Consider the following 22,563-nt stretch of genomic DNA (forward strand, 5'->3'; position numbering starts at 1 on the left):
ACGTTCCGAAGGGACACTCCAATGAAGAAGTACTCTGTCGCCGCCAGCGCGGCCATTCTTGTCATGGCTGCGGGTTTGTCCGCCTGCTCCGATGATCAGCAGGACGCTGCTTCCTCGGCAGCTTCGTCGGTCGCCAACAACGCCGGGTCCGCTGTCTCCTCCGCGGCTGCAGGTGCCATGAGCGCCGCAAAGAGCGCAGGCGCGGAGGCTTCTGCGGCCGTGGAGTCGGCCATGAACAACACCACCGACATTACCGTCGGGGGCAAACAGGTCTCCGTGCCGGCAGCTCTCGCCTCGGCTATCGACTCCCACTCCGATGATCTCGGCGAACCGTCTGCCGTCGATGTGGGAGAAAACGGGACCTACCTGGTCACCTATCCCGAGGGAAAGTACCTCGCCTACAACGAGCAGGGTGAGCCGGTCCTCGTTCAGGGCATGATCGCCGAGACCTGGATGTCCCAGGGCGGCTTCGAGTCCACCCTTGGCGCCCCGGTCGCCGAGGAGCGAACCGTGGACAACGGCTGGAGCCAGGAGTTCGCCAACGGCACGATCAAGTGGGTCGACAACGGCACCGGCTACGCCGCCGAGGTCACCCCGAAGTAAGCCTTTTATAGACAAAGCCCCCTAGCACCGGAAGGTGCCTCAGGGGGCTTTCATCATGACGGGCCTAGCGTGTGGTGCGCAGGGTGTGTTCCTTGACGAAGAGGAGTACGATCACCGCGGCGGTCGACAGCGGGGCCAGGTACAGGAAGACCGGGGTGAGCGAGTCGTTGTAGGCGAAGCCGATGGCGTCGCGGATGACGGCCGGCAGGTGTGAGACGATCGCCGGGGTGAGGTTGGACGCGCCGCCCTGCAAGTGCAGCTGGCTTACGTCCACGCCGTCCTTCGCCGCCTGCTGGATGGCCTGCGGCAGGGTGGTGCTGAGATGCTCCTTCAGGTGGGAGAGGAAGATCGAGCCCACGAACGCGGAGCCCAGCGATCCGCCGACCTGACGGAAGAAGTTGTTCGCGCCGGTCGCGGTGCCCACCCGCTCGATGGTGAAGGAGTTCTGGACGATGAGCACGAGGATCTGCATGGTGCAGCCAAGTCCGATGCCGAACAGTGCCAGGAAGATGCCCACCTTGACCAGCGAGTCGTCGGCCTTGAGGGTGGACAGCAGCACCATCGTGATGGTGATGATGACCTGTCCCACGATCGGGTACCACTTGTAGCGGCCCGTGCGGGTGATGAGGTTGCCCGTGACCGTAGAGGTGATGATCATGCCGCCCATCATGGGGATCATCATGAGACCAGCCTTGGTGGGGGTCATGTGGTGGACCATCTGCATGTAGGTGGGCAGGTAGGCCAGGCAGCCGAACATGATGACGCCGACCGCGAGCCCCGCGATAGTAGCCAGGGTGAAGTTGCGGTTCTTGAACAGGTCCATCGAGATAAGCGGCTGGGAGGCGCGGCGCTCGACGAAGACGAAGATCACGGCGAAGACGATGCTCGTGATGATGAGGCCGATGATCGTCGGGCTCGACCACTCGTAGTCGCGGCCGCCCCAGGTGACGAACAGGATGAGCGCCGCGGTGGCGATCGCCATGGTCAGCGTGCCCAGCCAATCGAGCCTGAAGTTCTGCTGCTTGGCAGGCAGGTGGAGCAGGGAGATGATGGCCAAGATGGCCACGATGCCGATCGGCAGGTTGAGCCACATGCCCCAGCGCCAGCCGGGGCCGTCGGTGAACCAGCCGCCGGCCAGCGGGCCGAGCACGGAGGCCACGCCGAAAACCGAACCCATGAGGCCCATGTACTTGCCGCGGGTGCGCGGGGTGGTGACCTCGGCGGTGATCGCCTGCGAGAGGATCATCATCGCGCCGCCGGCGACGCCCTGGATGGCGCGGCCCGCGATGAGCACGGACATCGACTGGGCGGTGGCGCCGATGGCCGATCCGATGAGGAACAGGACGTTCGCGCTGATGAACAGCGGCTTGCGGTTAATCTGGTCGCCGAGTTTGCCGAACAGCGGCATCGCGATCGTCTGGCCCAGGAGGAAAGCGGTAATGACCCAGGACATGTGCTCCACGCCGCCGAGCTCGCCCACGATGGTGGGCAGCGCGGTGGTGAAGATCATCTGCCCGAGGGCGCTCATGAGCATGGAGAGCATGAGCGCGCCGATAATCAGACCGGTGCGTTGCTCCTTGTGAGTGGGAGTTTCAGTCATCGTTTTCTTCTTTGTCGGGGAGGGCGCGGCACAGCCGCGTTATAGAGTGCAAGCTGGCCTTGCAGCGAGGCCTGAGCTGCTCGTAGCTCTCGGTCTTCGCGTCGACCCAGCTGCTAAAGCCCAGCCGGATCGCGCCGATGACCACGAGCGCGAGTTGTGCGGATTCCTCGGCGTCGGTGAGCTCGGGCGCGAGCTTCGCCTCGGGGAAGGCCTGGTAATAGGCCTGAAGCATCTCGGTGAGCACCGCGTAGGACCCGTTGAGCCGTGAGGATCCGAGGTGGTCGAGGTCGGGGTCCGATCGCCTGATCCGCTTGCGGCGTCGCAGGAGGACGGCGCGCTGCTCGGGGTCGGCGAACTGCCCGGAGATGACGTTGTCGAGGGTGAGATCGAGGAGCGCCGCCACGACGTTCGCGTGCCGGTGGGAGAGGAAGCGCCCCCGCTGCTCTTCGTTGAAGTCCCGGGGCGGCTCGCCGAGGACGGCCGTCTCCTTCGAGTCGACGTAGTTGAAGAAGGTGCGCTTGGAGATCCCCGCTGCCTCGCAGATGTCGTCCACGGTGACCGCGGCGTATCCGCGCTCGGCAACCAGCCGGGTGGCGTGCTCCTCGATGTCGGCCCGGGTCTGCAGTCGCTTGCGTTCCCGTAGTGATAATGGAGTTTGCACGAAAAGTAAACTTAGGGCAAAAGTAAACTGAGTGCAAACTCTCAGTCGAGTACTTTTTCCTCGAAGTGCACGAGCTGGCCGGGGACCAGCTGCGCGCAGCGGTCGGCGGAGTCCTCGTCGAGCACGCCGATGACCGGATACCCGCCGGTGACCGGGTGGTCGGGGCCGAAGACCACCGGGTTTCCGTCCGGCGGAACCTGGATCGCCCCGCGGACCATGCCCTCGCTGGGCAGCTCGCCGCCGCGCTTGATCGCCAGCGGCTTCCGGGGAACAAGGCGCAGCCCCACGCGGTTGGAATCGGGGGAGACCGTGAAGACCTCGTTAAAGAACCGCTCGACGGTGGCTACGGTGAACCAGTCCTCCCGCGGCCCGATGATGACCTTGAGCGGCTCGATGGACAGCCGCGACCATGTGGGCGGGAGCTGCCGGAGCATCGGGTACCACGCGTGGGTCTCGACGAAGGAGGAGCTGCCGAAGAGGACGTCACTGGCCGCCACGGGTGCGGGCCCGATGCCGCTCAAGAGGTCGAGCGAGTGCGAGCCCAAGACCGCGGGCGCGGAGAAGCCGCCGCGCACCGCCAGGTAGGTGCGGCAGCCCGACTCGGGGTCGCCGAGCTCGAGCGTGTCGCCGGGGGCGAGATCGAGGACGGTGTGGGTAAAGCCCCTCCTGCCCGACACCGCCACCTCGGCCTGAGCGCCCGTGAGCAGCACCGTCGCGGGGGCCAAGGCGCGCGCGGCGAAGCCGCCGCCGAGGATCTCCAGCACCGGGGCGTCCACGGAATTGCCGAGCGCCCGGTTGGCCTTGGCTGCGCTGCGGCGGTCCCAGGCGCCCGACGGGCTCACGCCGAACCCGGAAAGGCCGAACCGGCCTCGGTCCTGGAACACCGTCAGCGCGCCCGGGCGCACCACCTCGAAGAGCGGGAACGACATGGGGTTACCCGCCCTCCACGAATCGGACGATATCGCCCGGGGCGATGAGGCTGGGCTCGGGGCGGCTCAGGTCCCAGAGCACGGCATCGGTGCGGCCGATGAGCTGCCAGCCGCCCGGCGAGTCCGAGGGGTAGACCGCGCTCATGCCGCTGGCCAGCGCCACGGAGCCCGCGGGCACGGCGGTCCGCGGCGTCGCGCGCCGGGGCACCGCGAGGCCGTCTCCCGTCAGGTACATGAACCCTGGTGCGAAGCCGCCGAAGGCCGCGCGCCACGCGGTGGCCCGATGCGCGGCGACGACCTCGCTCGGGCGCATGCCCAGCGCCTTCGCCACCTCGTCGAGGTCCGGCCCGCCGTAGGAAACGGGGATGACGATCTCACGGCCCTCGGCGCGGGCGGCGGGCGGGATGGGGCCCATGATGGAGACGAAGTCGTGCACCGCCCAGGCGTCGGTCGCGGCCGGGTCGAAGCTGACCAGGATGGTGCGCGCGGCGGGCACGGTGTCGCGGATACCGCGCAGCGCCCCGTCGTCGATGGAGCGGCGCAGGCGTGCGTGGGTGCGCACGACTAGGTCGATCATGGAGTCCTCGGGCCCGAGCAGGTCCGCCTCCTCGAAGGCGATGAGGATGGCGGCCTCGCCGCTGCGGTGGATGATCATGCGCCCACCGCGATGCCGTTCTCGGCGAAGAGCGCGACGATCGCGGCCACGTTGGCCAGCGCCTCCGGGTTGTCTCCGTGCACGCACAGCGACTGCGCGGAGACCTCGATCGACCCGCCTGCGAAAAGCCCCACTGACTGCGACCGAACGATGGACAGCGCCTGCGCCGCGACCGCCTCCGGGTCGTAAAGCACCGCGCCGGGCTGGCTCCTCGGCGCGAGCGTCCCGTCGGGCAGGTAGGCGCGGTCTGCGAAGGCCTCGGCGATGGTGCCCAGCCCCTCGGCGCGCGCCCACTCGAGCACGGGCGCGCCCGCGAGCGCCATGAGCTTGAGCCCCGGGTCGACGGCTAGGATCGCGTCGATGACCGCCGTGGCCTGCACGCGATCGCGGACCATGGTGTTGTAGAGGGCCCCGTGCGGCTTGACGTAGCTGAGCGTGACCCCCACCGCCTGGGCCATGCCCCACGCTGCGGAGATCTGGTAGATGAGGTCGGCCTTGAGCTCCTCGTAGGAGTAAGCGATCGCGCGCCGGCCGAACCCTGCCAGGTCGCGGTAGCCGGGGTGCGCGCCGACCCGGATCCCGCGCTGGGCCGCGGCCTCGATGGTGCGCATCATGACCGAGGGGTCGCCCGCGTGGAAGCCGCAGGCGACGTTCGCGCTGGAGACGAGCCGCAAGACCTCCTCGTCGTTGCCCACGGAGTACGCGCCGAAGCTCTCGCCGAGGTCGGCGTTCAAGTCGAAGCGCGTGATGGCGGTCATGGTTGGTCCTTGGGAAAAGTCATGAAACAGTTTTTCGTCGTGCTAATGCAACAATGGTAGATGTTAGTTGACATCGATACTAGGAGTCCCATGCCCAAGGAAGCGCTGCTCGTGTCCACCGTCGCTCGCGTGACCGGCGAGATCTCTCGCATGGTCATGGAGGGGGCGCTGAAGCCGGGGGAGAAGCTCAACGAGGTGGCCTTCGCCACCAAGTTCGACGTCTCCCGGAACACCCTGCGCGAGGCCTTCCGCACGCTCATCCGCGACGGCCTGCTCGTCCACTACATCAACCGCGGCGTGTACGTGAAAAGCTTCGAGCTGGACGAGGTGGAAAAGCTCTACCAGTTCCGCCGCTTCATGCAGATCAGCTGCATCTCCTTCTTCGAGGCCAACGCGCGTTGCAGTTCGCTTGCCGACGCCATGCTGCTGGCCGCTACCCGCGCGGCGGAGGCCGCGGGCGCCGGCGACTGGGGCGCGGTGGCCCACCACAACAACGAGTTCCACCTGCGGATCTTCGATATCCCCGACAACGAGCAGGTCCGCGAGATCGGCCGCGACATCGTGGTGCAGTTCCGCCTCGTGTTCATGAACTCGGGACAAGGTCCCGACGTCCACGGCCCGTTCATCCAGCGGAACAAAGAGATCGCCGAGGCGCTTGCGGCGGGCGAGACGGATCGGGCCTGCGAGCTTCTGGACGACTACCTCGGGCGCTCGCTCGAGGTCGCGCGGGCTCGCTACCGATAGGCGTCGACAAGCACAAAAAAGCTGGCCTCCGAGGAGACCAGCTTTCTTAAGTCGGCTTACTTGTCGCGGTCGGTGTTCGCCATGGCGAGCACGTCGAGGCGCTTGTCCAGCTCCTCCTCGGTGAGCTTTTCGCCGTCGACGAAGCCCAGGTCGATGACGGTCTGGCGGATGGTCTTGCCTTCCTTCAGGGCGGTCTTGGCGACCTTGGCGGCGGCCTCGTAGCCGATGGCGGAGTTCAGCGGGGTCACGATGGACGGGGAGGACTCGGCCAGAGTGCGCATGCGCTCGACGTTCGGCTCGATGCCGTCGACGAGGCGCTCGGCGAAGACGCGGGCGGTGTTGGCCAGCAGGCGAGCGGACTCGAGCACGTTGCGGGCCATGACCGGGATGAAAACGTTGAGCTCGAAGGCGCCCTGGGAGCCGGCGAAGCCGACGGCGGCGTCGTTGCCGATGACCTGGGCGGCGACCTGGGTGGCGGTCTCACACAGGACCGGGTTGACCTTGCCGGGCATGATGGAGGAGCCCGGCTGCAGGTCCGGCAGGTGGATCTCGCCGAGGCCGGTGAGCGGGCCGGAGCCCATCCAGCGGATATCGTTGGCGATCTTGGTCAGGGAGACGGCGACGGTGCGCATGGCGCCGGAGAACTCGACCAGGCCGTCGCGGTTGGCCTGAGCCTCGAAGTGGTTGACGCACTCGCGCAGCTCGGACACACCGGTGAGCTTGACGAGCTCGGCGGTGACCTTCTCGCCGAAGTCGGCCGGGGTGTTGAGGCCGGTGCCGACGGCGGTGCCGCCGATGGGCAGCTCGCCGAGGCGCGGCAGGGTGGCCTTCACGCGCTCGATGCCTGCCTCGATCTGGCGGGCGTAGCCGGAGAACTCCTGGCCCAGGGTGACCGGGACGGCGTCCATGAGGTGGGTGCGGCCGGACTTGACCACGGTCTCCCACTCCTTGGCCTTGGCGGCCAGGGACTTCTGCAGCACCTCGAGGCCCGGGATGAGGTCCTTGACGGCGGCCTCGGTGGCGGCGACGTGGGTGGCGGTGGGGAAGGTGTCGTTGGAGGACTGGCCCATGTTCACGTGGTCGTTCGGGTGGACCTCGACGCCAGCGGCCTTGGCCAGGGAGGCGATGACCTCGTTGGTGTTCATGTTGGAGGAGGTACCAGAACCGGTCTGGAACACATCGATCGGGAACTCGGCGTCGTGCTTGCCTTCGGCGATCTCCTTGGCGGCGGCGATGATGGCATCTGCCTGCTCGGCGGAGAGCAGGCCGCGATCCTTGTTCACCTGGGCGCAGGCTGCCTTGAGCAGGCCCATGGCGCGGATCTGCGCAGACTCGAGGCCACGGCCGGAGATCGGGAAGTTCTCGACGGCGCGCTGGGTCTGTGCTCGCCACAGTGCGTCGACGGGCACCTTCACTTCGCCCATGGTGTCGTGTTCGATGCGGTACTCAGTCATGTGATGGAATCCACCTTCGTTGTATTGGTTGCCTACGCGAGTGACCGCGCAAGCGTGAATTCATAGTTGCGTCGCGAATGCGTGTGAGGCCTCCTAAGCCGCGGAGGCTTCAAAAACACCAACGACCCACAACAATTCTGCCAGAAATGTGGCTGGGGAGGGGCAATTGCCAAACAAGTGACACTAATCACTGAAATGGTTAGTGTCACTTGTCTGGGCTAGGGGAGATTAATCCTTGCGGGAGTAATCCACCACGGAGTACTCCTGCAGCTTGGCCAGCTTGTGGACAGACTCGATGAAGCGGACGGTGCCGGACTTCGAGCGCATGACCAGCGAACGGGTGGTGGCGCCGTTCTTGCGGTAGGACACGCCGCGGAGCATGTCGCCGTTGGTCACGCCGGTCGCGACGAAGAAGCAGTTGTCGGAGGCGACGAGGTCGTTGGTGGTGAGCACGCGGCCCAGGTCGTGGCCTGCGGCGCGGGCCTTGTCGGCCTCAGCCTCGTCCTTCGGTGCGAGCATGCCCTGGATGGCGCCGCCCATGCACTTCATGGCGCAGGCGGTGATGATGCCCTCGGGGGTACCGCCAGTGCCCATCATGATGTCCACGGAGTTGGTGTCCTGGGCTGCGGCCACGGCACCTGCGACGTCGCCGTCGCGGATGAGGCGAACCTTGGCGCCTGCCTCGCGGATCTCCTTGATGAGGTCGACGTGGCGCGGGCGGTCGAGGACGACGACGGTGACGTCGTTCTTGCTGATCCCCTTGGCCTTGGCCACGGCCTCGATGTTGTAGGCGGCCGGCGCGGTGATATCGATGACGTCCGCTGCCTCGGGGCCGGTGGCGATCTTGCGCATGTAGAACACAGCCGACGGGTCGTACATCGAGCCGCGCTCGGAGGCTGCCAGAACGGAGATAGCGTTCGGGCGGCCCTCTGCCATCAGGGTGGTGCCGTCGATCGGGTCGACCGCGATGTCGACCTCGGCGCCGGTGCCGGTACCGACCTGCTCGCCGTTGAACAGCATCGGGGCCTCGTCCTTCTCGCCCTCACCGATGACGACGACGCCGTTCATCTCGACCGAGTTGATGAGCTTGCGCATCGCGTCCACGGCTGCGCCGTCGCCCTCGTTCTTCATGCCGCGGCCTACCCATCGGCCGGATGCCAATGCGGCAGCCTCGGTGACTCGGACGAGCTCGAGGGCCAGGTTACGGTCCGGAATCTCTGGGTGAAGAGCGTTCATTGAATAATGCCTCCTGTGGCATAAGGGGAATTCAGCATTGTTGACGGTTGCCACGCAAAGAGGGAAGAAAAAACAACATCTCTAGCACGCGGCCCACGTTTCATTGTTCCACTTATGGCCCTAACCGTGGGGACTTATTCCACCCGAAAGTGGGCAATAATGTCGAATTTCTTCCGATAACTCCGACACGTTCGGAACTATCCGGGGGATATGCCGGACAATTGCCGCAGCCAGCACCGATAAAGAATTCAATCGATTGCATATCGGTGGAGGGGTGTAGCCGCAAAATAGGGCAAAGTCGGGCACCGATGTGACTTTCTGAACACCTTATGTAACAACGCGACCGGGGTGGCCGTGGTAGGGGCCGGGCCGCGAGCGTGCGATACTAAGGGGCGTGGCTGAAGAGAAACCGAAGATTTTCGAAGATGGCCGCGACATGTTCTACTCCGTCGCGGTGATTGTCATAGTGATGGTGGCGCTGGTCGCCTTTACGGGCATGTGCAGCTTCGACAGGGGGACGCCGGAGAACGCCCCCGTCAACAAGGTCGATGAGAAGACCTTCCTAGAGATCGAGGCCCAGGGCGAGTCATTCCCCGTCCGCCTGCCCGCCGTGCCCGACGGCTGGACGGCCAACTCCGCCCGCCGCTCCGCGATCGCCGGTGAGAACGCCCCGACGGTGGGTTGGGTGATCGGGAACGACGGCTACCTGCAGCTCTCGCAGACGGCCGTGCCGCTGGACCAGGCCATCGAGGGCTTCGACGGGAACGTGCGCCAGCTCGACCACACCTACGACCTCGCCGGGAAGCAGGTGTCCGTGTACACCTCCTCGGAGAAGGACGTGCGCGACATCCGCGCCGTCGACCTAGGCGACGTGCGCCTGCTCGTGACCGGGGCCGCCACCGACGACGACTTCAACGCGCTGCTCACGGCGACGATGTCGGCCACCCCGCTCCCGAGCTCGGTGACCAGCGCGCCGACGACCTAGTCCTCGGCCTCCCCGAGGGCCTTTTCGATCCTTTGACGGGCGCCCGCCAGATGCTCCTCGCAGCGCTTGGCGAGCGCCTCTCCGCGTTCCCAGTACTTCAGCGACTCGTCCAGAGGCATCTGCCCGAGCTCGAGGATGCGGACGATCTCGATGAGCTCGTCGCGGGCCTGCTCGTAGCTCATGCCCTCCACCGGGGTGAAGGCGTTCTCGCCGGTTCCTGCGCCGATGACGTCGGGGTTGTTCATGTGGTGTCCTTTAACTTTCTTAGTCGGCCGATTTCGTCTGCATCGCGGCCGCGACGATGGAGCCGTTGGCCACGCGGATGCGCAGCTGGCTGCCGGGTGGTGATTGCTCGATGTCCATGACCACCTGGGGCGGGGTGCCGTCGCGGGGGACCACCTGCACCACCGCGTAGCCGCGGGCGAGCGTTGCCGACGGCCCCAGGGTGGAGACCTGGTTGCGCAGCGCGGCGATGGCGTTGGACTCCGTGTCTAGGAGGTAGGTGATCTCGCGCCGCATGAGCTTCACGCCTCGCTCGATCTCCTGGGCCTTGTTCTCGATCGTCGCAAACGGATCTGCGAGGACGGGGCGCGAGCGCATGGTGGCCAGCCCCTGCAGCTCGCGGGCCAGCCACCCGCGCAGGGCGGCGGCGCTGCGCATTCTGAGCTCCTGGACGAGCGCGCGCTCGGCGGCGACGTCGGGGACCACCTTCTTGGCGGCGTCGGTGGGCGTGGCCGCGCGCAGGTCCGCGGTGTTGTCCAGGATCGGGGTATCCGGCTCGTGGCCGATCGCGCTGACCACCGGCGTGCGGGCGGCGGCCACCGCCCGCTGGAGCGCCTCCTCGGAGAAGGGGAGCAGGTCCTCGACCGAACCGCCGCCCCGGGCGATGATGATCACGTCCACCTCGGGGTTCGCGTCGAGCTCCTCGAGCGCCGCGATGATCTCGGGGACCGCGCGAGCACCCTGAACGGCGGTGTTACGGACCGTGAACCTGACCTCGGGCCAGCGCGCCGCGGCCACGGAGAGGACGTCGCGCTCGGCGGCGGAGCCGCGGCCGGTGATGAGCCCGATGTTGTTGGGAAGGAAGGGGAGCTTCTTCTTCCGGGCGGGGTCGAACAGGCCCTCGGCGGCGAGCTGCTTGCGCAGGCGCTCGATGCGGGCGAGCAGCTCGCCCACGCCGACGGAGCGGATCTCCGTGACCCACAGCGAGAAGGAGCCGCGCCCGGCGTAGAAGGCGGGCTTGCCGTAGACCACGACGCGGTCGCCGTCCGCAAGCGGGGTGGGCAGGGAACGGATGAGCGAGGTGTCGCAGGTGACCGAGACGCTGGCCTCGACCTCCGGGTCGCGCAGGGTGATGTAGCTCAGCTTCCACGAGGGCTTCATGTTGACCTGCGTGATCTGTCCCTCGACCCAGACGTGGCCGAGCCGCTCGATCCACGCCTTGACCTTGGCGTTGACCTCCCGGACCGGCCAGGCATTATCGGGCGTTGACGCAGTTGCAGCCACCGATTCTCCTCATTCCCGTCGCCGCCACGCGCGGCGACCTTGTGCCATTATCGCCCAACCTTAGGCCGACCGAGGCGATTGCGTCGCCCCCAATGAAAGTAGTTTAAGCTGGTGTCCATGACCGAACCCGCTCGAAATGACAAGAAAGTGCTGCTCGCGGCCCCCCGCGGCTACTGCGCGGGCGTCGACCGCGCGGTGGAAACCGTGGAGAAGGCGCTGGAAAAGTACGGCACGCCCGTCTACGTGCGCAAGGAGATCGTCCACAACCGCTACGTGGTGGACACCCTCGCCAAGCGCGGAGCGATCTTCGTGAACGAGACCGACGAGGTCCCCGAGGGGGCGCACCTCGTGTTCTCCGCCCACGGCGTGAGCCCGGCGGTCCACGAGGAGGCCCGCGCGCTCAGCCTGCAGACGCTCGACGCCACCTGCCCGCTGGTGACCAAGGTGCACAACGAGGTCAAGCGCTTCGCGCGCGACGGCTACCACATCCTGCTGGTCGGCCACGAGGGGCACGAGGAGGTCGAGGGCACCGCTGGCGAGGCGCCCGAGGTGACCCACCTGGTCGACGGCGTCGAGTCCGTCGCCAAGCTCCCGGAATTCCTGCACGACGAGAAGCTCGTGTGGCTGTCGCAGACCACCCTGTCGGTCGACGAGACCATGGTGATCGTCAAGGAGCTGCACGCCCGCTTCGCTAATCTGCAGGACCCGCCCAGCGACGACATCTGCTACGCCACCCAGAACCGCCAGGTGGCGGTCAAGGCCGTGGCCCAGCAGGCGCAGCTGGTCATCGTGGTGGGGTCCCAGAACTCATCCAACTCCAAGCGGCTGGTAGAGGTCGCGCTCCAGGCGGGCGCGGCGCACTCCTACCTGGTCGACTACGCGAACCAGATCGACCCCGCGTGGCTGGAGGGCGTGGACACCGTCGGCGTCACCTCGGGCGCATCGGTGCCGGAGATCCTCGTGCGCGAGGTCATTGAGTTCCTCGCGGACCACGGTTTCACGGACGTCGAAGAGGTGCTCACCGCGGCGGAGAAGATCACCTTCGCCCTGCCGCGCGACCTGCGCCCGGCCAGGACCTAGGAGTCCTGCTTGTAGAGGTCGTCGCCCAGCGAGCGACGGGCGCGCTGGCGGGCCGCCTCCCTGGCGGCCTTTCGCTCGCTGTTCTCCTTGCGGCGCCTGAGCAGCTCTTCCACCGTGACCTGCGAGTTGTCCGTGGAGGTGGCGTGCGTGCGCCGCGTGCGCTGGGTCTGGGTGCGCGCCTTGCGCACGGTAGAGTAGTTGAGCTTTTCCGCCTCGACCTCCTTGCGGCGGCGGGTCTGCGCCACCTTGGAGGAGGTGCGGTTGGAGCGCTTGAGCAGGGTGATCCGGAGGAAGGCGATGAGCGCTGCCGCGGCGGTGGCGATGGCCAGCACGGGGAAGTGAAGCGTGATGGGGTAGATCGCCGTGATGATCTGGGTCTTGCTCAGCGGCGCGCCGTCGGGCGTCGCGTTAGCCACGAGGAACCAGCTCGTGATGATGACGAAGATCCCGAAGAAGATCGGGATGCTCGCGATGGTGAGGAACAGCCCCCTCGGCTCGGTGAGCAGCGCGATGACCAGCACCGCGATGACGAACAGGGCCAAGAATGGGATGCCCAAAAGGCCGTTGTGCAAAGTGACGAACAGCCCGATGGTCAGCGCGGCGCACAAGATGATGAGCGACGCCCATACCGAGATGCCGAAGAAGCGCGGCGTTGTCTGCGGCGCCGGCTGCGTCCTGCGCCTTTGTTCCGAATGGTTGGTCACAATTCGCCATGTTACCGATTCGTGATGGCCGACATACAATTTGGCTTACGTGTCGGAGAGAAAACACCTATCGCCGCAATAGTGAAAGGGACTTCCGCGCCCACCCGCGGGCCCGCTCGCGCCACGGTGTGGAAGGCGTGGAAGGCGTGGAAGGCTTCGGCGCCTCGGGTGATTCCTCCTCGGTAGGCTCAGGGGCAACGGACTCGCGCAGCTTGCGGCCCGCCTCCTCACCGTACTGGCCGGACAGCGATCCGGCGACGGTGGCGAACTCGATCTCGCTCGCCGTCTTTTCTCCCGCGCGCAGCGCGGTCATGTCGTCGAGGTAGCGCAGGAACACCGCGATCATCGCCGCGGTGGGCACTGCGAGGAACGCGCCGACGATGCCGAACAGGCTGCCGCCCACGGTCACCGTGACCAGCACGATGACCGGGTGCAGGTTCATCGCCCGCGACTGCAGGAGCGGGGAGAGGATGTTGCCCTCCAGCTGCTGCACGGCGATGACGATGGCCAGCACGATGACGGCCTTGGTCAGCCCGAGCGACACGAGCGCCACGACGACCGCCAGCGTGCCCGCCACGAACGCGCCGACGATCGGGATGAACCCGCCGAGGAAGGTGAGCACGGCTAGGGCCAAGGCCATGGGTACGCCGAGGATGATGAGGCCCAAGCCGATGAAGACGGCGTCGACAAGCGAAACGATGGCCTGGGCGCGAACGAAGCCGCCGAGGGTGATCCAGGATCTGGTCAAAAGCTCCGTGAGGTGCCAGCCCGCCTTTTGTCCCGCAAACCGGCGCAGCCACGGGAGGAAGCGCTCGCCGTCCTTGAGGAAGAAGAAGGTGAGCACGATGACCACGCCGAGCGTGACCAGCACCGAGGTGGCGATGCCGATGCCCGAGAAGATCTCTCCCGCGATGCTGCCTGCCTGGTTTTGCAGCCAGCCCACTGCGTCGTTGATGCGCTCGTTCATCTTGTCGTCGTCGAGCTTGAACGGCGGCCCCTGCAGCCACAGCTGGAAGCGCTGGACGGCCTCGATGCTTTGGTAATAGAGGGCTTGGGACTGCCGCCCGACGATGGGGGTGATGAGCCAGATGATCGCCCCGAACACGCCGAAGGAACCGATGATGGCGAGGAAGGTGGCCAGCGAGGCGGGCATTCCCCTGTCGCGCATCCACCGCACCGGCGGGTAAAGCACGGAGCAGACGATCAGCGCCAGCGCCACGGGGAGCACGCCGCGCCACAGCTGCTTGAGGATGAACCACAGGACGTAGCCCGCGGCGGCGATGATGAGCAGGCGAAGGCACCACTGCGCGAGCGTCTTCACGCCGGAGGCGATGACGACGGAGCGGTCGATCACGGCGCGGGGGCCGTGCGGCTCCATCTCCTGAAAGACCGCCGAGGCGCCCCCGCGGCGCTTCTTCCGCTGGGGTGAGGGGGATTGCCTGCTCGATGTCACAGAAACAATTGTGCCCCATCTGCTTGGCGGGGAGGGTATCGAAATGACAAAAATGCTCAGGCAGTTGCTTTTCGACGCCAAGGCAGCGCCAGCGGGGATGATTGCTACTATAAGTTCCCGTGAGCCTTACTCTTGGAATCGTCGGCCTGCCCAACGTGGGCAAGTCCACTCTTTTTAATGCCCTGACCCGAAACGACGTGCTGGCAGCGAACTACCCGTTCGCCACCATCGAGCCCAACGTGGGTCTCGTCGAGCTGCCCGATCGCCGGCTGAACCGCCTGGCCGAGATCTTCGACTCCGAGCGCATCCTTCCCGCCACCGTCTCCTTCGTGGACATCGCGGGCATCGTCAAGGGCGCCTCCGAGGGCGAGGGCATGGGCAACGCCTTCCTCGCCAACATCCGCGAGGCCGACGCCATCTGCCAGGTCGTCCGCGCCTTCGCCGACGACAACGTCATCCACGTCGACGGCAAGGTGGACCCGATCCACGACATCTCGGTGATCAACACCGAGCTCATTCTGGCTGACCTGCAGACCATCGAGAAGGCCCTTCCCCGCCTGGAGAAGGAGGCCCGCAAGAACAAGGAGCTGGCCGCTAGCGTCGAGGCCACGAAAAAGGCCCAGGAGATCCTCGAGGACGACCGCACTCTCTTTAGCGCCTCCAAGAACGGCGAGATCGACCTGGCGCTCGTCCGCGACCTCCACCTCATGACCGCGAAGCCCTTCCTCTACGTCTTCAACTCCGACGAGGAGGTGCTCCTCGACGAGGACCGCAAGGCCGAGCTCTCGGCGCTCGTGGCGCCGGCCGACTGCGTCTTCCTCGACGCCAAGACCGAGACCGAGCTGCTCGAGCTCGACGAGGACGAGGCGCTCGAGCTGCTGGAGTCCGTCGGCCAGACCGAGCCGGGACTCGCGACCCTCGCCAAGGCGGGCTTCCACACCCTCGGCCTGCAGACCTACCTAACCGCAGGCCCCAAGGAGGCCCGCGCGTGGACCATCAAGCAGGGCTGGCACGCCCCGCAGGCCGCGGGCGTCATCCACACCGACTTCGAGAAGAAGTTCATCAAGGCGGAGATCATCTCCTTCGACGACCTCGACGCAGCCGGCTCCGTCGCCGAGGCCCGCGCGCACGGCAAGATGCGCATGGAGGGCAAGGACTACGTCATGCAGGACGGCGACGTCTGCGACTTCAAGATCGGCGGCTAACAAACAGGTACTGCAGCGTCGGCTCGTGGCCGGGGGCCGCGCCCGTGGCCCGGTCGAGCTCGTAGACCTTCGTGAGCGGGATGACCTCCAGATCCCGGAACCCGGCGGAGGTCACCAACCGGGCGACCTTCGCGATGCTGAAGCCCTCGGCCAGCGGCAGCCTCTCGCGGATGTCGGCGCGGTAGTGTTCCCTGAACCCGGGGGTGGGGTTCGCGTCGATTCCGCGCGGGAACCATGGGGCGTCGATAAGCAACAGCTGCCCATGCGGGCGCAACAACTCGTGCCACCTGCGCAGGGCGCGCGCGGGGTCGGTGAGTGTCCAGAGGACGTACCTGCTGGCCACGAGGTCGAAGCCTGAGGAGACGGCGGGATCGACGGCGTCGCCGCGGTGAAACTCGATGCCGGGGGAGTGCTCGCGGGCGATCTCGAGCATCTGCTCGGACAGGTCGATGCCTGTGACCGCGGCGCCGAGGTCGTCGAGGACCCGGCTCAAGAAGCCCGAGCCACAGCCGACGTCGAGGGCGCGGGGGCCGCTGACGTGGGGCCGCAGCAGCTCCCGCCAGAGGACGTGATCCTCCTCGGCGCGCCCGGGCCGGCGCTGGCCGCGATCGTAGGCGCGGGCGCGGGAATCCCAATAGTCGTTGATCGTGGCCTGGGCGGGGGTGAGCTGTCTGAGGTCTGTGTCGGTCATCGTTCTTGGGCGCAGGGAAAAGGGGACAGGGATATCCTAGCTGCAAGTCCGTTGCGTAGAGTCACAAAACAAAATCGGTCCACACCCTTGTTTTTCCATACCCCCATGGGTATATCTGGTGGTAATAGACAAGGAGAGGAGCACGAAAATGTCAGATATTGTCATTCTCGGTGCAGGCGTGTCGGGCCATACAGCTGCGTTACACCTGAGCAGACTGCTTCCGCCCGGGCACACGGTCACCGTGGTTTCCCCCAACTCGGATTGGAACTGGATCCCCAGCAACATCTGGGTCGGCGTGGGGAAGATGCCCGTGAAGAAGGTCGTATTCCCGCTCCAGCCGGTGTACGACAAGATCGGCGTCCGCTTCAAGCAGGCGCGCGCCACCGCCCTCTTCCCCGAGGGCGACGCCGAGGATCCCCGCGGCACGGTGGACATCGAATACACCCTGCCGGGGAAGGAGGGCGAGGTCGAGCGCGTCCGCTACGACTACCTCATCAACGCCACCGGCCCCCAGCTGCGTTTCGGGATGACCGAGGGACTGGGCCCCGACGGGCACTCGCTGTCGGTGTGCACCGCCGAGCACGCGGTCGAGACGGCGGCGAAGCTGCGGGAGATCATCTCCGAGCTGCGCGCGGGGCAGAAGAAGACGCTGGTCGTGGGCATGGGGCACGGCACCTGCACCTGCGAGGGCGCGGCCTTCGAGTACGTGTTCAACGTCGAGCACGAGCTGCGCGAGGCGGGCGTGCGCGACAATGCGCGCGTCGTCTTCCTCACCAACGAGGCCGCCCTCGGCGACTTCGGCGTGGGCGGGATGGTGTTCCGCCAGGAGGGTTACGAGACCACCTCGAAGCAGTGGACCGAGTCGCTCTTCCGCGAGCGCGGCGTCGAGCCCATCCTCGGCGCGCACGTGGAGAAGGTGGAGGAGGGCAGGGTCTTCTTCGAACAGCTCGACGGCAGCCGCCACCAGCTCGACTTCGACTTCGCCATGCTGCTGCCGCCGTTCGGCGGGCAGCCGATCGCCGCCTACGACCGCGAGGGCAAGGAGATCACCTCCGAGCTGTTCGCGCCGAGCGGGTTCATGAAGGTCGACGCCGACTACACGCCCAAGCCCTACGAGGAGTGGAAGGCGAGCGACTGGCCGAGAACCTGCCAGTCCGCCGCGTACGACAACATTTGGGCCGTCGGCATCGCCTTCGCGCCGCCGCACCAGATCTCGCAGCCGCGCAAGTCCCCGAACGGCACGGTGATCACCCCGTCGCCGCCGCGAACCGGCCAGCCCTCGGGTGAGATGGGCAAGGCCGCCGCCTTGTCTATCGTGGATCGCATCAAGCACGGCGACGCCGCCAAGCCGCACGAGGCCTCCATGGCCAAGCTGGCCGCGGCGTGCGTGGCCTCCGCCGGCGCGGGCCTACGCTCGGGCACTGCCGCCTCCATGGTGATGATGCCGATCGTGCCGGACAAGGAGAAGTACCCCACCGGCCGCGACCTGCGCTACACGCGCGGCGAGATCGGACTGGGCGGGCACTGGACCAAGCTCATGCTGCACTACATGTTCATCCACAAGGCCAAGGCCCGGCCTGGCTGGCAGTTCATCCCGGAGTAGGAGACCGCAATGAGTACGCAGAAGGAAAGCTTCTTCCTCGACCTGTCCCAGGCCCCGCTGCCAACCGAGCGCACGCTGCGGCTGCGCAAGAGCCTTCCGTATCAGTTCCTGAGGTTTGCCATCAGCAACCTGAAGCTGGCCTACCTCACCCTGTTTAAGAAGTGAGGGCTACTCCACCTCAGTGAACTTCCGATCCCAGGCGGAGCGGACCGGATTGGCGTCGGCGAGCAAGATGTCGAAGCGGTCGTTGGCGATCTCGACGATCTCGCTGAGCACCGCGCGGTTTTCCTGCTCGTCGGAGTTGGCGAGGCGGCGCACGCCAGCGTCGATGACGCGCTCGACGGTGTCGTTGGTGTCCAGATAGGCCACGAACGGCATGCCGAAGCGCTCGAGGTAGGCGGCGCTGACCTCGCGGATCCGCTCGGCCTGTTCCTCGTCGAGGTCAGTAAGCCCCAGCGAGCCGCGGTCGGCGGAGATGGCGCTGGCCTCGTCGTCGCTGGCCAGCAGCAGCTGGTCCATCGCGGGGTAGTCGTGCACGAGCGCGGTGCGGCGCTCCTCCGGCGCGGTGAGCACCGCGACCTGGATGGCCTCGCGCAGCTCGTTGACGTCGGCGAACGGGCGCGACTCCCAGGCGGTGGCCAGCGGCCAGGTCTCGTTGTTAAACAGCGGGCGCAGGGCGGCGACGAAGCCATCGCGGTCCATCGCGTTGAGTTCATCCAGGGACACGCCCTCGCCGCTCGCGCGGGAGATGTCGCCGCCGGACTGCTTGCCTAGGTGGAAGAAGACCAGGTTGAGCACGATCGCGGTGATCGCGCCGATGCTCATGCCGGAGGAGACGAAGGAGCGCGACCACTCCGGGAAGGCCTGGGCGATGTCCGGCTTGAAGGTGACCAGCATGGCAAGGCCCAGGGAGGAGGTGACGATGACCGCGTTGCGGCCGTCGTTGATGTCGGCCTTCGCGATGGTCTGCAGGCCGACCCACGCCACGTTGGCGAACAGCGCGAGCGACGCGCCGCCAAGTACCGGGGAGGGGATGGAGGCGACGATGGCGCCCGCCTTGGGCAAAAGGCCCAGCAGGATCATGAAGCCCGCGGCGGAGACGGCCACCCAGCGCGACTTCACGCCGGTGAGCCGGACGAGGCCGACGTTCTGCGCGAAGCAGGTGTAGGGGAAGGAGTTCATGATGCCGCCGATGAGGGTGGACAGGCCGTCGGCGCGGATGGCGCGTTGGACGTCGTCGCGGCGGATGCGCTTCTTGACGATCTCGCCCGTGGCGAACACGTCGCCGGTGGTCTCCACCATGGTGATGATCATGACGATGAGCATGGAGAAGATCGCCACGATGTCGAAGCGGGGCACGCCGAAGTAGAACGGGGTGGTGATGCCGAAGGCGTGGGCTTCCGCAACCTTGTCGAAGCTCGTGTCGCCGAGGGCCAGCGCCACGCCCGTGCCGAGCACTAGGCCGATGAGCACCGAGAGCGTTCCGAGGAAGCCGCGGAAGAAGCGCTGCACCAAGATGATGACCAGCAGGGTGCCGAAGGCATACCACAGGTCGCGGGCCGCGGGCGTGCCCTCGGCGTAGTTGGTGAAGTCGTTTGCTGAGACCGCCAGCAGCGAGGTTCCCATGACCAGCAGGACCGATCCCGTAACAACCGGCGGGAAGTACTTGAGGAAACGGCCGAACAGCGGGGCGACGAAGAAGGTGAACAGTCCCGCGACGATGATCGCGCCGTAGATGGTCGGAAGCGACGCGACGCCGCCCTGGCCGTCGGTGGCACCGAGGCCGATGGCGATGATCGGGGCCACGGCGGTGGTGGTCACGCCCTGGATGATGGGCAGGCGGACGCCCACGTAGCGGCCGATGCCCACCGACTGGATGATCGTGGCGATGCCGCAGGTGAGTAGGTCGGCGTTGATGAGGTGGATGGTGGTCGCGGTGTCGAGGTTGAGCGAGCTGGCGATCAGCAGCGGCACGATGACCGCGCCGGCGTAGAACGCCAAAACGTGCTGCAGGCCGAGCGCCGCGAGCTTGGGCGCGGCGGGTACTTGGTCGACTGGGTGCTTGGGCTGGGTAAGCGTTGAAACAGCCACTAAGTCCTCCTGGTGTGGGGCGAAGCATGAGAGTGGATTTAATTGTCCACGTAAAAGACTAAGCCCACAGGGAGGAGATGAGAAACCCAGCGGCACACTTCGCCGGGTTAGCGGCCGAGCGCTTCTTCCCACATAACCTCTTAGCCTTTGGCGGGCTGATGCCGCCGCAGCCGCGCCTAGGATTTACGGGCGGGCACTGAGAAAAGGCTCTGCGAAGTTCACCGCATCGGTGATGATGCCTTGAGAATTTCCGAGACCGGCTGCCGAGGAGTTGTGCGGAAGGCGCTGGGCCTCGGGAATTCTCTGCGTGTTGGCTCTGGCGCCCTCGACCTTATAAAAGCGACTTTTATAAAGGATTATAAAGAGCTCCCGCAGCCGTTCTAACGGAAGGTAGCGGCTAAGCCATCGCCGGGTTCGTCGCCGAGCGCAGGTGGTCGCCCACGTTGACGAGCAGCATGACGAGCGCGAGGAGGGCGAGCAGCCCCATGGCAGGCAGCGCCGACGCCAGCAGGATGAGCAGGGCGCAGGCCGCGGCGCCGGTCATCCGCGGGATGGCGAGGGTGCGCGCGAGCTGCCAGCGGGTGAACCCGAAGGTGATGAGGGACAGCGCGGTGCCGCCGCAGACGAGCGCGGCGATGCCCAGCGGGAGGTGCTCCGTCGGCTCCTGGACGGCCGTGCCTATGCCCGCCGCCACGGCGATGATGGCGACCACGAAGGAGAGGTGCCCGTAGGAGAGCACGGGGCGGATCGCGTCGATGGCGATCTCCGCGCGCTCGAGGGCGTACTCGATGGCGCGGGAGGCGAGGTCGAAGTAGGTCCACCACATGGAGCAGCACACCGCGAAGCCCAAAGCCAGCGCCACGACCTCGGTCCAGTCGATGCCGTGGTGGCCGGCGGCGGCGCCGGAGGCCACGATGGTCTCGCCGATGGCGATGATGACGAAGGTGGAGTAGCGGTCCGCGAGGTGCGAGGTGGCAAAGGGCGTGGCCGCCACGAGGGTGCGGCGGATGATGGGCGTGACCAGCTCGATGAAGGCCGCCAGCCCCCAGATCCAGAGGCGCCACTCGGCGTCGACAAGCGCGCCGATCATGAGGAGCGGACCCGTGATGAAGGCGCCCACCGGGAAAGTAATGAATTCGCGACGGTGCGGGTGGTCGGCGACCGCCGCGAACAGCACCAGCCTGCCGAGCCAGTAGGCGCCCGCAAACCACGGGGCGGTGGACTCCTCGGCGAAGCTTCCCGGCAGGGCGAGCGCCATGCCGAGCCCCGCGAAGGCCACGACGAAGAAGGACAGCCGGCCGCGCGGGTTGTCCACGTCGGTGAGGTTGGCGTACATCGTTGTGCCCACCCACAGCCAGTAGACGGGCACGAACACGACGAGCGCCCGGAAGACCTGCTCCCAGGAGATGTCCTCCTGGAGCAGCTCGGAGATGCGCGTCACCGCCCACACGAAGATGAGGTCGAAGAAGCGCTCGATGGTCGAGACACCTTTTCGGGCCTTTCCACTGCCTTTGTCATCACGGCACTCGCTTCGTCCAGGACTCCTGGGAGTACTTCGCGTCAACGAGTTCCTTGGCCGCGGCGAGGTCGGTCTCGCTGAGAGCAGTGGGGGTGGCGTGGTAGCGGGTGGTGAACTCGTCGATGAGCGTCTCAATGATCTCCTCGCGGGTGGCGCCGGTCTGGCGGCGCAGCGGGTCCACGCGCTTCTTGGCACTTGCGATACCCTTGGACGCGATCTTGACCTTGCCGATGCGTAAGACCTCCATCATCTTGTCGGCGTCGATGTCGTAGCTCATGGTCACGTGGTGGAGGATGGCGCCGCCGCGGCGCTTCTGGGCCGCGCCGCCGATCTTGCCGCCGGTGGAGGTGATGTCGTTGATGGGCACGTACCAGGCGTCGACCCCCTGGCGCGCCAGCGCCGCGAGCACCCACTGGTCGAGGTAGGCGTAGGACTCCTCGTAGGAATAGCCCGCCACCAGCGATTCCGGCGCGTAGATGGAGTAGGTGATGCAGTTTCCACCCTCCATGAACATCGCGCCGCCCCCGGACATACGCCGCACGACGGTGATGCCGTGCTTGTCGACGCCTTCGGGATCCACCTCATTAACGTACGACTGGAAGGACCCCATGACCACGGCCTTGTCCTCCCAATCCCAGATGCGCATCGTCGGCCCGCGCTTGCCGGTGGCGACCTGGTCGAGCAGGAGCTCGTCGAGGGCGACGTTCATGGGCGTGGGCATGACCCCCGGGCGCAGCACCTCCCAGGAGTGGTCGGTGAAGTCGGTGCCGCCGGTGATGGCGCGGCGGACGGCGACCGCGATGTCGTGGGTGGAAAAGCCGTGGATCTCCACGCCGTCGATGTGGGAGAGCGCGGCGTCGAGGCGGCGGGTGAGCTGCTTGGCGTTCTCGCTCGTGCTGGCGCCGGAGAGCGCGGGGCCGAGGGCCAGGTAGGCCTCGTCGGGCTCGACGAAGAAGTCGCCGGAGACGAAGACCTCGTTGATGCGGCCGCCGTCCTCCGGCGAGGAGAAGTCCACGTCCACGGCTACGAGCTTGCCGCCGGGGACCTTGATCTCGAAGTGGGTGTTCATGCACCCAGCTTAGCGAG

Annotated in this window: 22 protein-coding genes; 7 read left to right on the forward strand and 15 right to left on the reverse strand. The window is 66.6% G+C overall.

The features are described 5' to 3' along the window. Nucleotides 1–21: 21 nt before the first annotated feature. A complete protein-coding gene (locus B843_RS05065) occupies nt 22–603 on the forward strand; it encodes an LGFP repeat-containing protein (protein ID WP_025252431.1) in 582 nt (193 codons plus the stop codon). Between the two features lie 64 nt (nt 604–667). Here the strand turns inward: B843_RS05065 and B843_RS05070 are convergent, their stop codons facing one another. Genes B843_RS05070 through B843_RS05090 form a run of 5 tightly spaced genes read right to left on the reverse strand, consistent with a single transcriptional unit; the run spans nt 668 to nt 5,197 of the window. After that, complete coding sequence (locus B843_RS05070) at nt 668–2,203, reverse strand: MDR family MFS transporter (protein ID WP_025252432.1); 1,536 nt, start codon at nt 2,201–2,203, stop codon at nt 668–670. Beyond that, complete coding sequence (locus B843_RS05075) at nt 2,196–2,864, reverse strand: TetR/AcrR family transcriptional regulator (protein ID WP_025252433.1); 669 nt, start codon at nt 2,862–2,864, stop codon at nt 2,196–2,198. The genes B843_RS05070 and B843_RS05075 overlap by 8 nt, the downstream gene beginning before the upstream one ends. A gap of 41 nt (nt 2,865–2,905) precedes the next feature. Further along, on the reverse strand, nt 2,906–3,793 hold the full coding sequence (locus B843_RS05080) for a 5-oxoprolinase subunit C family protein (RefSeq protein WP_025252434.1): 888 nt from the start codon (nt 3,791–3,793) through the stop codon (nt 2,906–2,908). A gap of 4 nt (nt 3,794–3,797) precedes the next feature. Beyond that, nucleotides 3,798–4,448, reverse strand: a complete 651-nt coding sequence (locus B843_RS05085) for a 5-oxoprolinase subunit B family protein (RefSeq protein ID WP_025252435.1) — start codon at nt 4,446–4,448, stop codon at nt 3,798–3,800. Next, a complete protein-coding gene (locus tag B843_RS05090; RefSeq protein ID WP_025252436.1) occupies nt 4,445–5,197 on the reverse strand; it encodes a LamB/YcsF family protein in 753 nt (250 codons plus the stop codon). Before B843_RS05090 ends, B843_RS05085 begins: the two co-directional genes overlap by 4 nt. Before the next feature lie 99 nt (nt 5,198–5,296). Here B843_RS05090 and B843_RS05095 point away from each other — a divergent pair, with 99 nt between their 5' ends. Continuing rightward, nucleotides 5,297–5,950, forward strand: coding sequence for a GntR family transcriptional regulator (locus tag B843_RS05095; protein WP_025252437.1), 654 nt, complete (start codon nt 5,297–5,299; stop codon nt 5,948–5,950). Between the two features lie 56 nt (nt 5,951–6,006). Here B843_RS05095 and B843_RS05100 read toward each other — a convergent pair whose 3' ends face one another. Together B843_RS05100 and glpX are read right to left on the reverse strand one after the other, a co-directional pair. Next, entirely contained in the window at nt 6,007–7,404 is a 1,398-nt protein-coding gene (locus B843_RS05100) for a class II fumarate hydratase (RefSeq protein ID WP_025252438.1), read from the reverse strand. Between the two features lie 228 nt (nt 7,405–7,632). Continuing rightward, nucleotides 7,633–8,640 carry a class II fructose-bisphosphatase gene (gene glpX / locus B843_RS05105; protein ID WP_025252439.1) on the reverse strand — a complete coding sequence of 336 codons (1,008 nt, stop codon included), beginning with the start codon at nt 8,638–8,640 and terminating at the stop codon, nt 7,633–7,635. A 394-nt stretch (nt 8,641–9,034) separates the two neighbouring features. Here glpX and B843_RS05110 point away from each other — a divergent pair, with 394 nt between their 5' ends. Further along, nucleotides 9,035–9,625, forward strand: coding sequence for a DUF4245 domain-containing protein (locus B843_RS05110; protein WP_025252440.1), 591 nt, complete (start codon nt 9,035–9,037; stop codon nt 9,623–9,625). On the opposite strand, the gene B843_RS05115 is transcribed toward B843_RS05110, so the two are convergent. Next, nucleotides 9,622–9,870: an exodeoxyribonuclease VII small subunit gene (locus tag B843_RS05115; protein WP_025252441.1), complete on the reverse strand. Its 249-nt coding sequence runs from the start codon at nt 9,868–9,870 to the stop codon at nt 9,622–9,624. The two genes, B843_RS05110 and B843_RS05115, sit on opposite strands and share 4 nt — an antisense overlap. A gap of 19 nt (nt 9,871–9,889) precedes the next feature. Further along, nucleotides 9,890–11,131, reverse strand: coding sequence for an exodeoxyribonuclease VII large subunit (gene xseA / locus B843_RS05120; protein WP_025252442.1), 1,242 nt, complete (start codon nt 11,129–11,131; stop codon nt 9,890–9,892). A 117-nt stretch (nt 11,132–11,248) separates the two neighbouring features. Between xseA and B843_RS05125 the strand changes: the two genes are divergently transcribed. Beyond that, entirely contained in the window at nt 11,249–12,211 is a 963-nt protein-coding gene (locus tag B843_RS05125) for a 4-hydroxy-3-methylbut-2-enyl diphosphate reductase (protein WP_025252443.1), read from the forward strand. On the opposite strand, the gene B843_RS05130 is transcribed toward B843_RS05125, so the two are convergent. Then, nucleotides 12,208–12,915, reverse strand: coding sequence for a DUF6542 domain-containing protein (locus tag B843_RS05130; protein ID WP_025252444.1), 708 nt, complete (start codon nt 12,913–12,915; stop codon nt 12,208–12,210). The two genes, B843_RS05125 and B843_RS05130, sit on opposite strands and share 4 nt — an antisense overlap. Before the next feature lie 67 nt (nt 12,916–12,982). Beyond that, the gene (locus B843_RS05135; RefSeq protein ID WP_025252445.1) at nt 12,983–14,293 is read right to left on the reverse strand and encodes an AI-2E family transporter; all 1,311 of its coding nucleotides are present in this window, start codon (nt 14,291–14,293) and stop codon (nt 12,983–12,985) included. 194 nt (nt 14,294–14,487) lie between these two features. On the opposite strand from B843_RS05135, the gene ychF reads away from it, so the two are divergent. Further along, nucleotides 14,488–15,573, forward strand: coding sequence for a redox-regulated ATPase YchF (gene ychF, locus B843_RS05140; protein ID WP_025252446.1), 1,086 nt, complete (start codon nt 14,488–14,490; stop codon nt 15,571–15,573). Here the strand turns inward: ychF and B843_RS05145 are convergent. Continuing rightward, nucleotides 15,557–16,264, reverse strand: a complete 708-nt coding sequence (locus B843_RS05145) for a class I SAM-dependent methyltransferase (RefSeq protein ID WP_025252447.1) — start codon at nt 16,262–16,264, stop codon at nt 15,557–15,559. The two genes, ychF and B843_RS05145, sit on opposite strands and share 17 nt — an antisense overlap. Nucleotides 16,265–16,412: 148 nt before the next feature. Between B843_RS05145 and B843_RS05150 the strand changes: the two genes are divergently transcribed. After that, on the forward strand, nt 16,413–17,867 hold the full coding sequence (locus B843_RS05150) for an NAD(P)/FAD-dependent oxidoreductase (RefSeq protein ID WP_025252448.1): 1,455 nt from the start codon (nt 16,413–16,415) through the stop codon (nt 17,865–17,867). A 9-nt stretch (nt 17,868–17,876) separates the two neighbouring features. Beyond that, nucleotides 17,877–18,032 (forward strand): hypothetical protein, encoded by a 156-nt coding sequence (locus B843_RS13925; RefSeq protein ID WP_169729837.1) that lies wholly within the window; start codon nt 17,877–17,879, stop codon nt 18,030–18,032. Nucleotides 18,033–18,035: 3 nt separating this feature from the next. Here the strand turns inward: B843_RS13925 and B843_RS05155 are convergent, their stop codons facing one another. The 3 genes from B843_RS05155 to B843_RS05165 form a co-directional block, all read right to left on the reverse strand. Then, a complete protein-coding gene (locus B843_RS05155) occupies nt 18,036–19,958 on the reverse strand; it encodes a solute carrier family 23 protein (protein WP_025252449.1) in 1,923 nt (640 codons plus the stop codon). Nucleotides 19,959–20,355: 397 nt separating this feature from the next. Further along, entirely contained in the window at nt 20,356–21,522 is a 1,167-nt protein-coding gene (locus B843_RS05160) for a low temperature requirement protein A (RefSeq protein ID WP_025252450.1), read from the reverse strand. After that, complete coding sequence (locus B843_RS05165) at nt 21,476–22,546, reverse strand: lipoate--protein ligase family protein (RefSeq protein WP_025252451.1); 1,071 nt, start codon at nt 22,544–22,546, stop codon at nt 21,476–21,478. The genes B843_RS05160 and B843_RS05165 overlap by 47 nt, the downstream gene beginning before the upstream one ends. Between the last annotated feature and the right edge of the window lie 17 nt (nt 22,547–22,563).

Origin of the sequence: Corynebacterium vitaeruminis DSM 20294, assembly GCF_000550805.1 — a bacterium.
Classification (GTDB): Bacteria; Actinomycetota; Actinomycetes; order Mycobacteriales; family Mycobacteriaceae; genus Corynebacterium; species Corynebacterium vitaeruminis.

Excerpts from the sequence above, each read along its gene's own strand:
- B843_RS05135 (WP_025252445.1), bottom strand. The coding sequence starts at position 14,293 with ATGGAGCCGCACGGCCCCCGCGCCGTGATCGACCGCTCCGTCGTCATC.
- B843_RS05165 (WP_025252451.1), bottom strand. The coding sequence starts at position 22,546 with ATGAACACCCACTTCGAGATCAAGGTCCCCGGCGGCAAGCTCGTAGCC.
- B843_RS05125 (WP_025252443.1), top strand. The coding sequence starts at position 11,249 with ATGACCGAACCCGCTCGAAATGACAAGAAAGTGCTGCTCGCGGCCCCC.
- glpX (WP_025252439.1), bottom strand. The coding sequence starts at position 8,640 with ATGAACGCTCTTCACCCAGAGATTCCGGACCGTAACCTGGCCCTCGAG.
- B843_RS05095 (WP_025252437.1), top strand. The coding sequence starts at position 5,297 with ATGCCCAAGGAAGCGCTGCTCGTGTCCACCGTCGCTCGCGTGACCGGC.
- B843_RS05100 (WP_025252438.1), bottom strand. The coding sequence starts at position 7,404 with ATGACTGAGTACCGCATCGAACACGACACCATGGGCGAAGTGAAGGTG.
- B843_RS05145 (WP_025252447.1), bottom strand. The coding sequence starts at position 16,264 with ATGACCGACACAGACCTCAGACAGCTCACCCCCGCCCAGGCCACGATC.
- B843_RS05080 (WP_025252434.1), bottom strand. The coding sequence starts at position 3,793 with ATGTCGTTCCCGCTCTTCGAGGTGGTGCGCCCGGGCGCGCTGACGGTG.
- B843_RS05150 (WP_025252448.1), top strand. The coding sequence starts at position 16,413 with ATGTCAGATATTGTCATTCTCGGTGCAGGCGTGTCGGGCCATACAGCT.
- B843_RS13925 (WP_169729837.1), top strand. The coding sequence starts at position 17,877 with ATGAGTACGCAGAAGGAAAGCTTCTTCCTCGACCTGTCCCAGGCCCCG.
- B843_RS05070 (WP_025252432.1), bottom strand. The coding sequence starts at position 2,203 with ATGACTGAAACTCCCACTCACAAGGAGCAACGCACCGGTCTGATTATC.
- B843_RS05085 (WP_025252435.1), bottom strand. The coding sequence starts at position 4,448 with ATGATCATCCACCGCAGCGGCGAGGCCGCCATCCTCATCGCCTTCGAG.
- B843_RS05115 (WP_025252441.1), bottom strand. The coding sequence starts at position 9,870 with ATGAACAACCCCGACGTCATCGGCGCAGGAACCGGCGAGAACGCCTTC.
- B843_RS05065 (WP_025252431.1), top strand. The coding sequence starts at position 22 with ATGAAGAAGTACTCTGTCGCCGCCAGCGCGGCCATTCTTGTCATGGCT.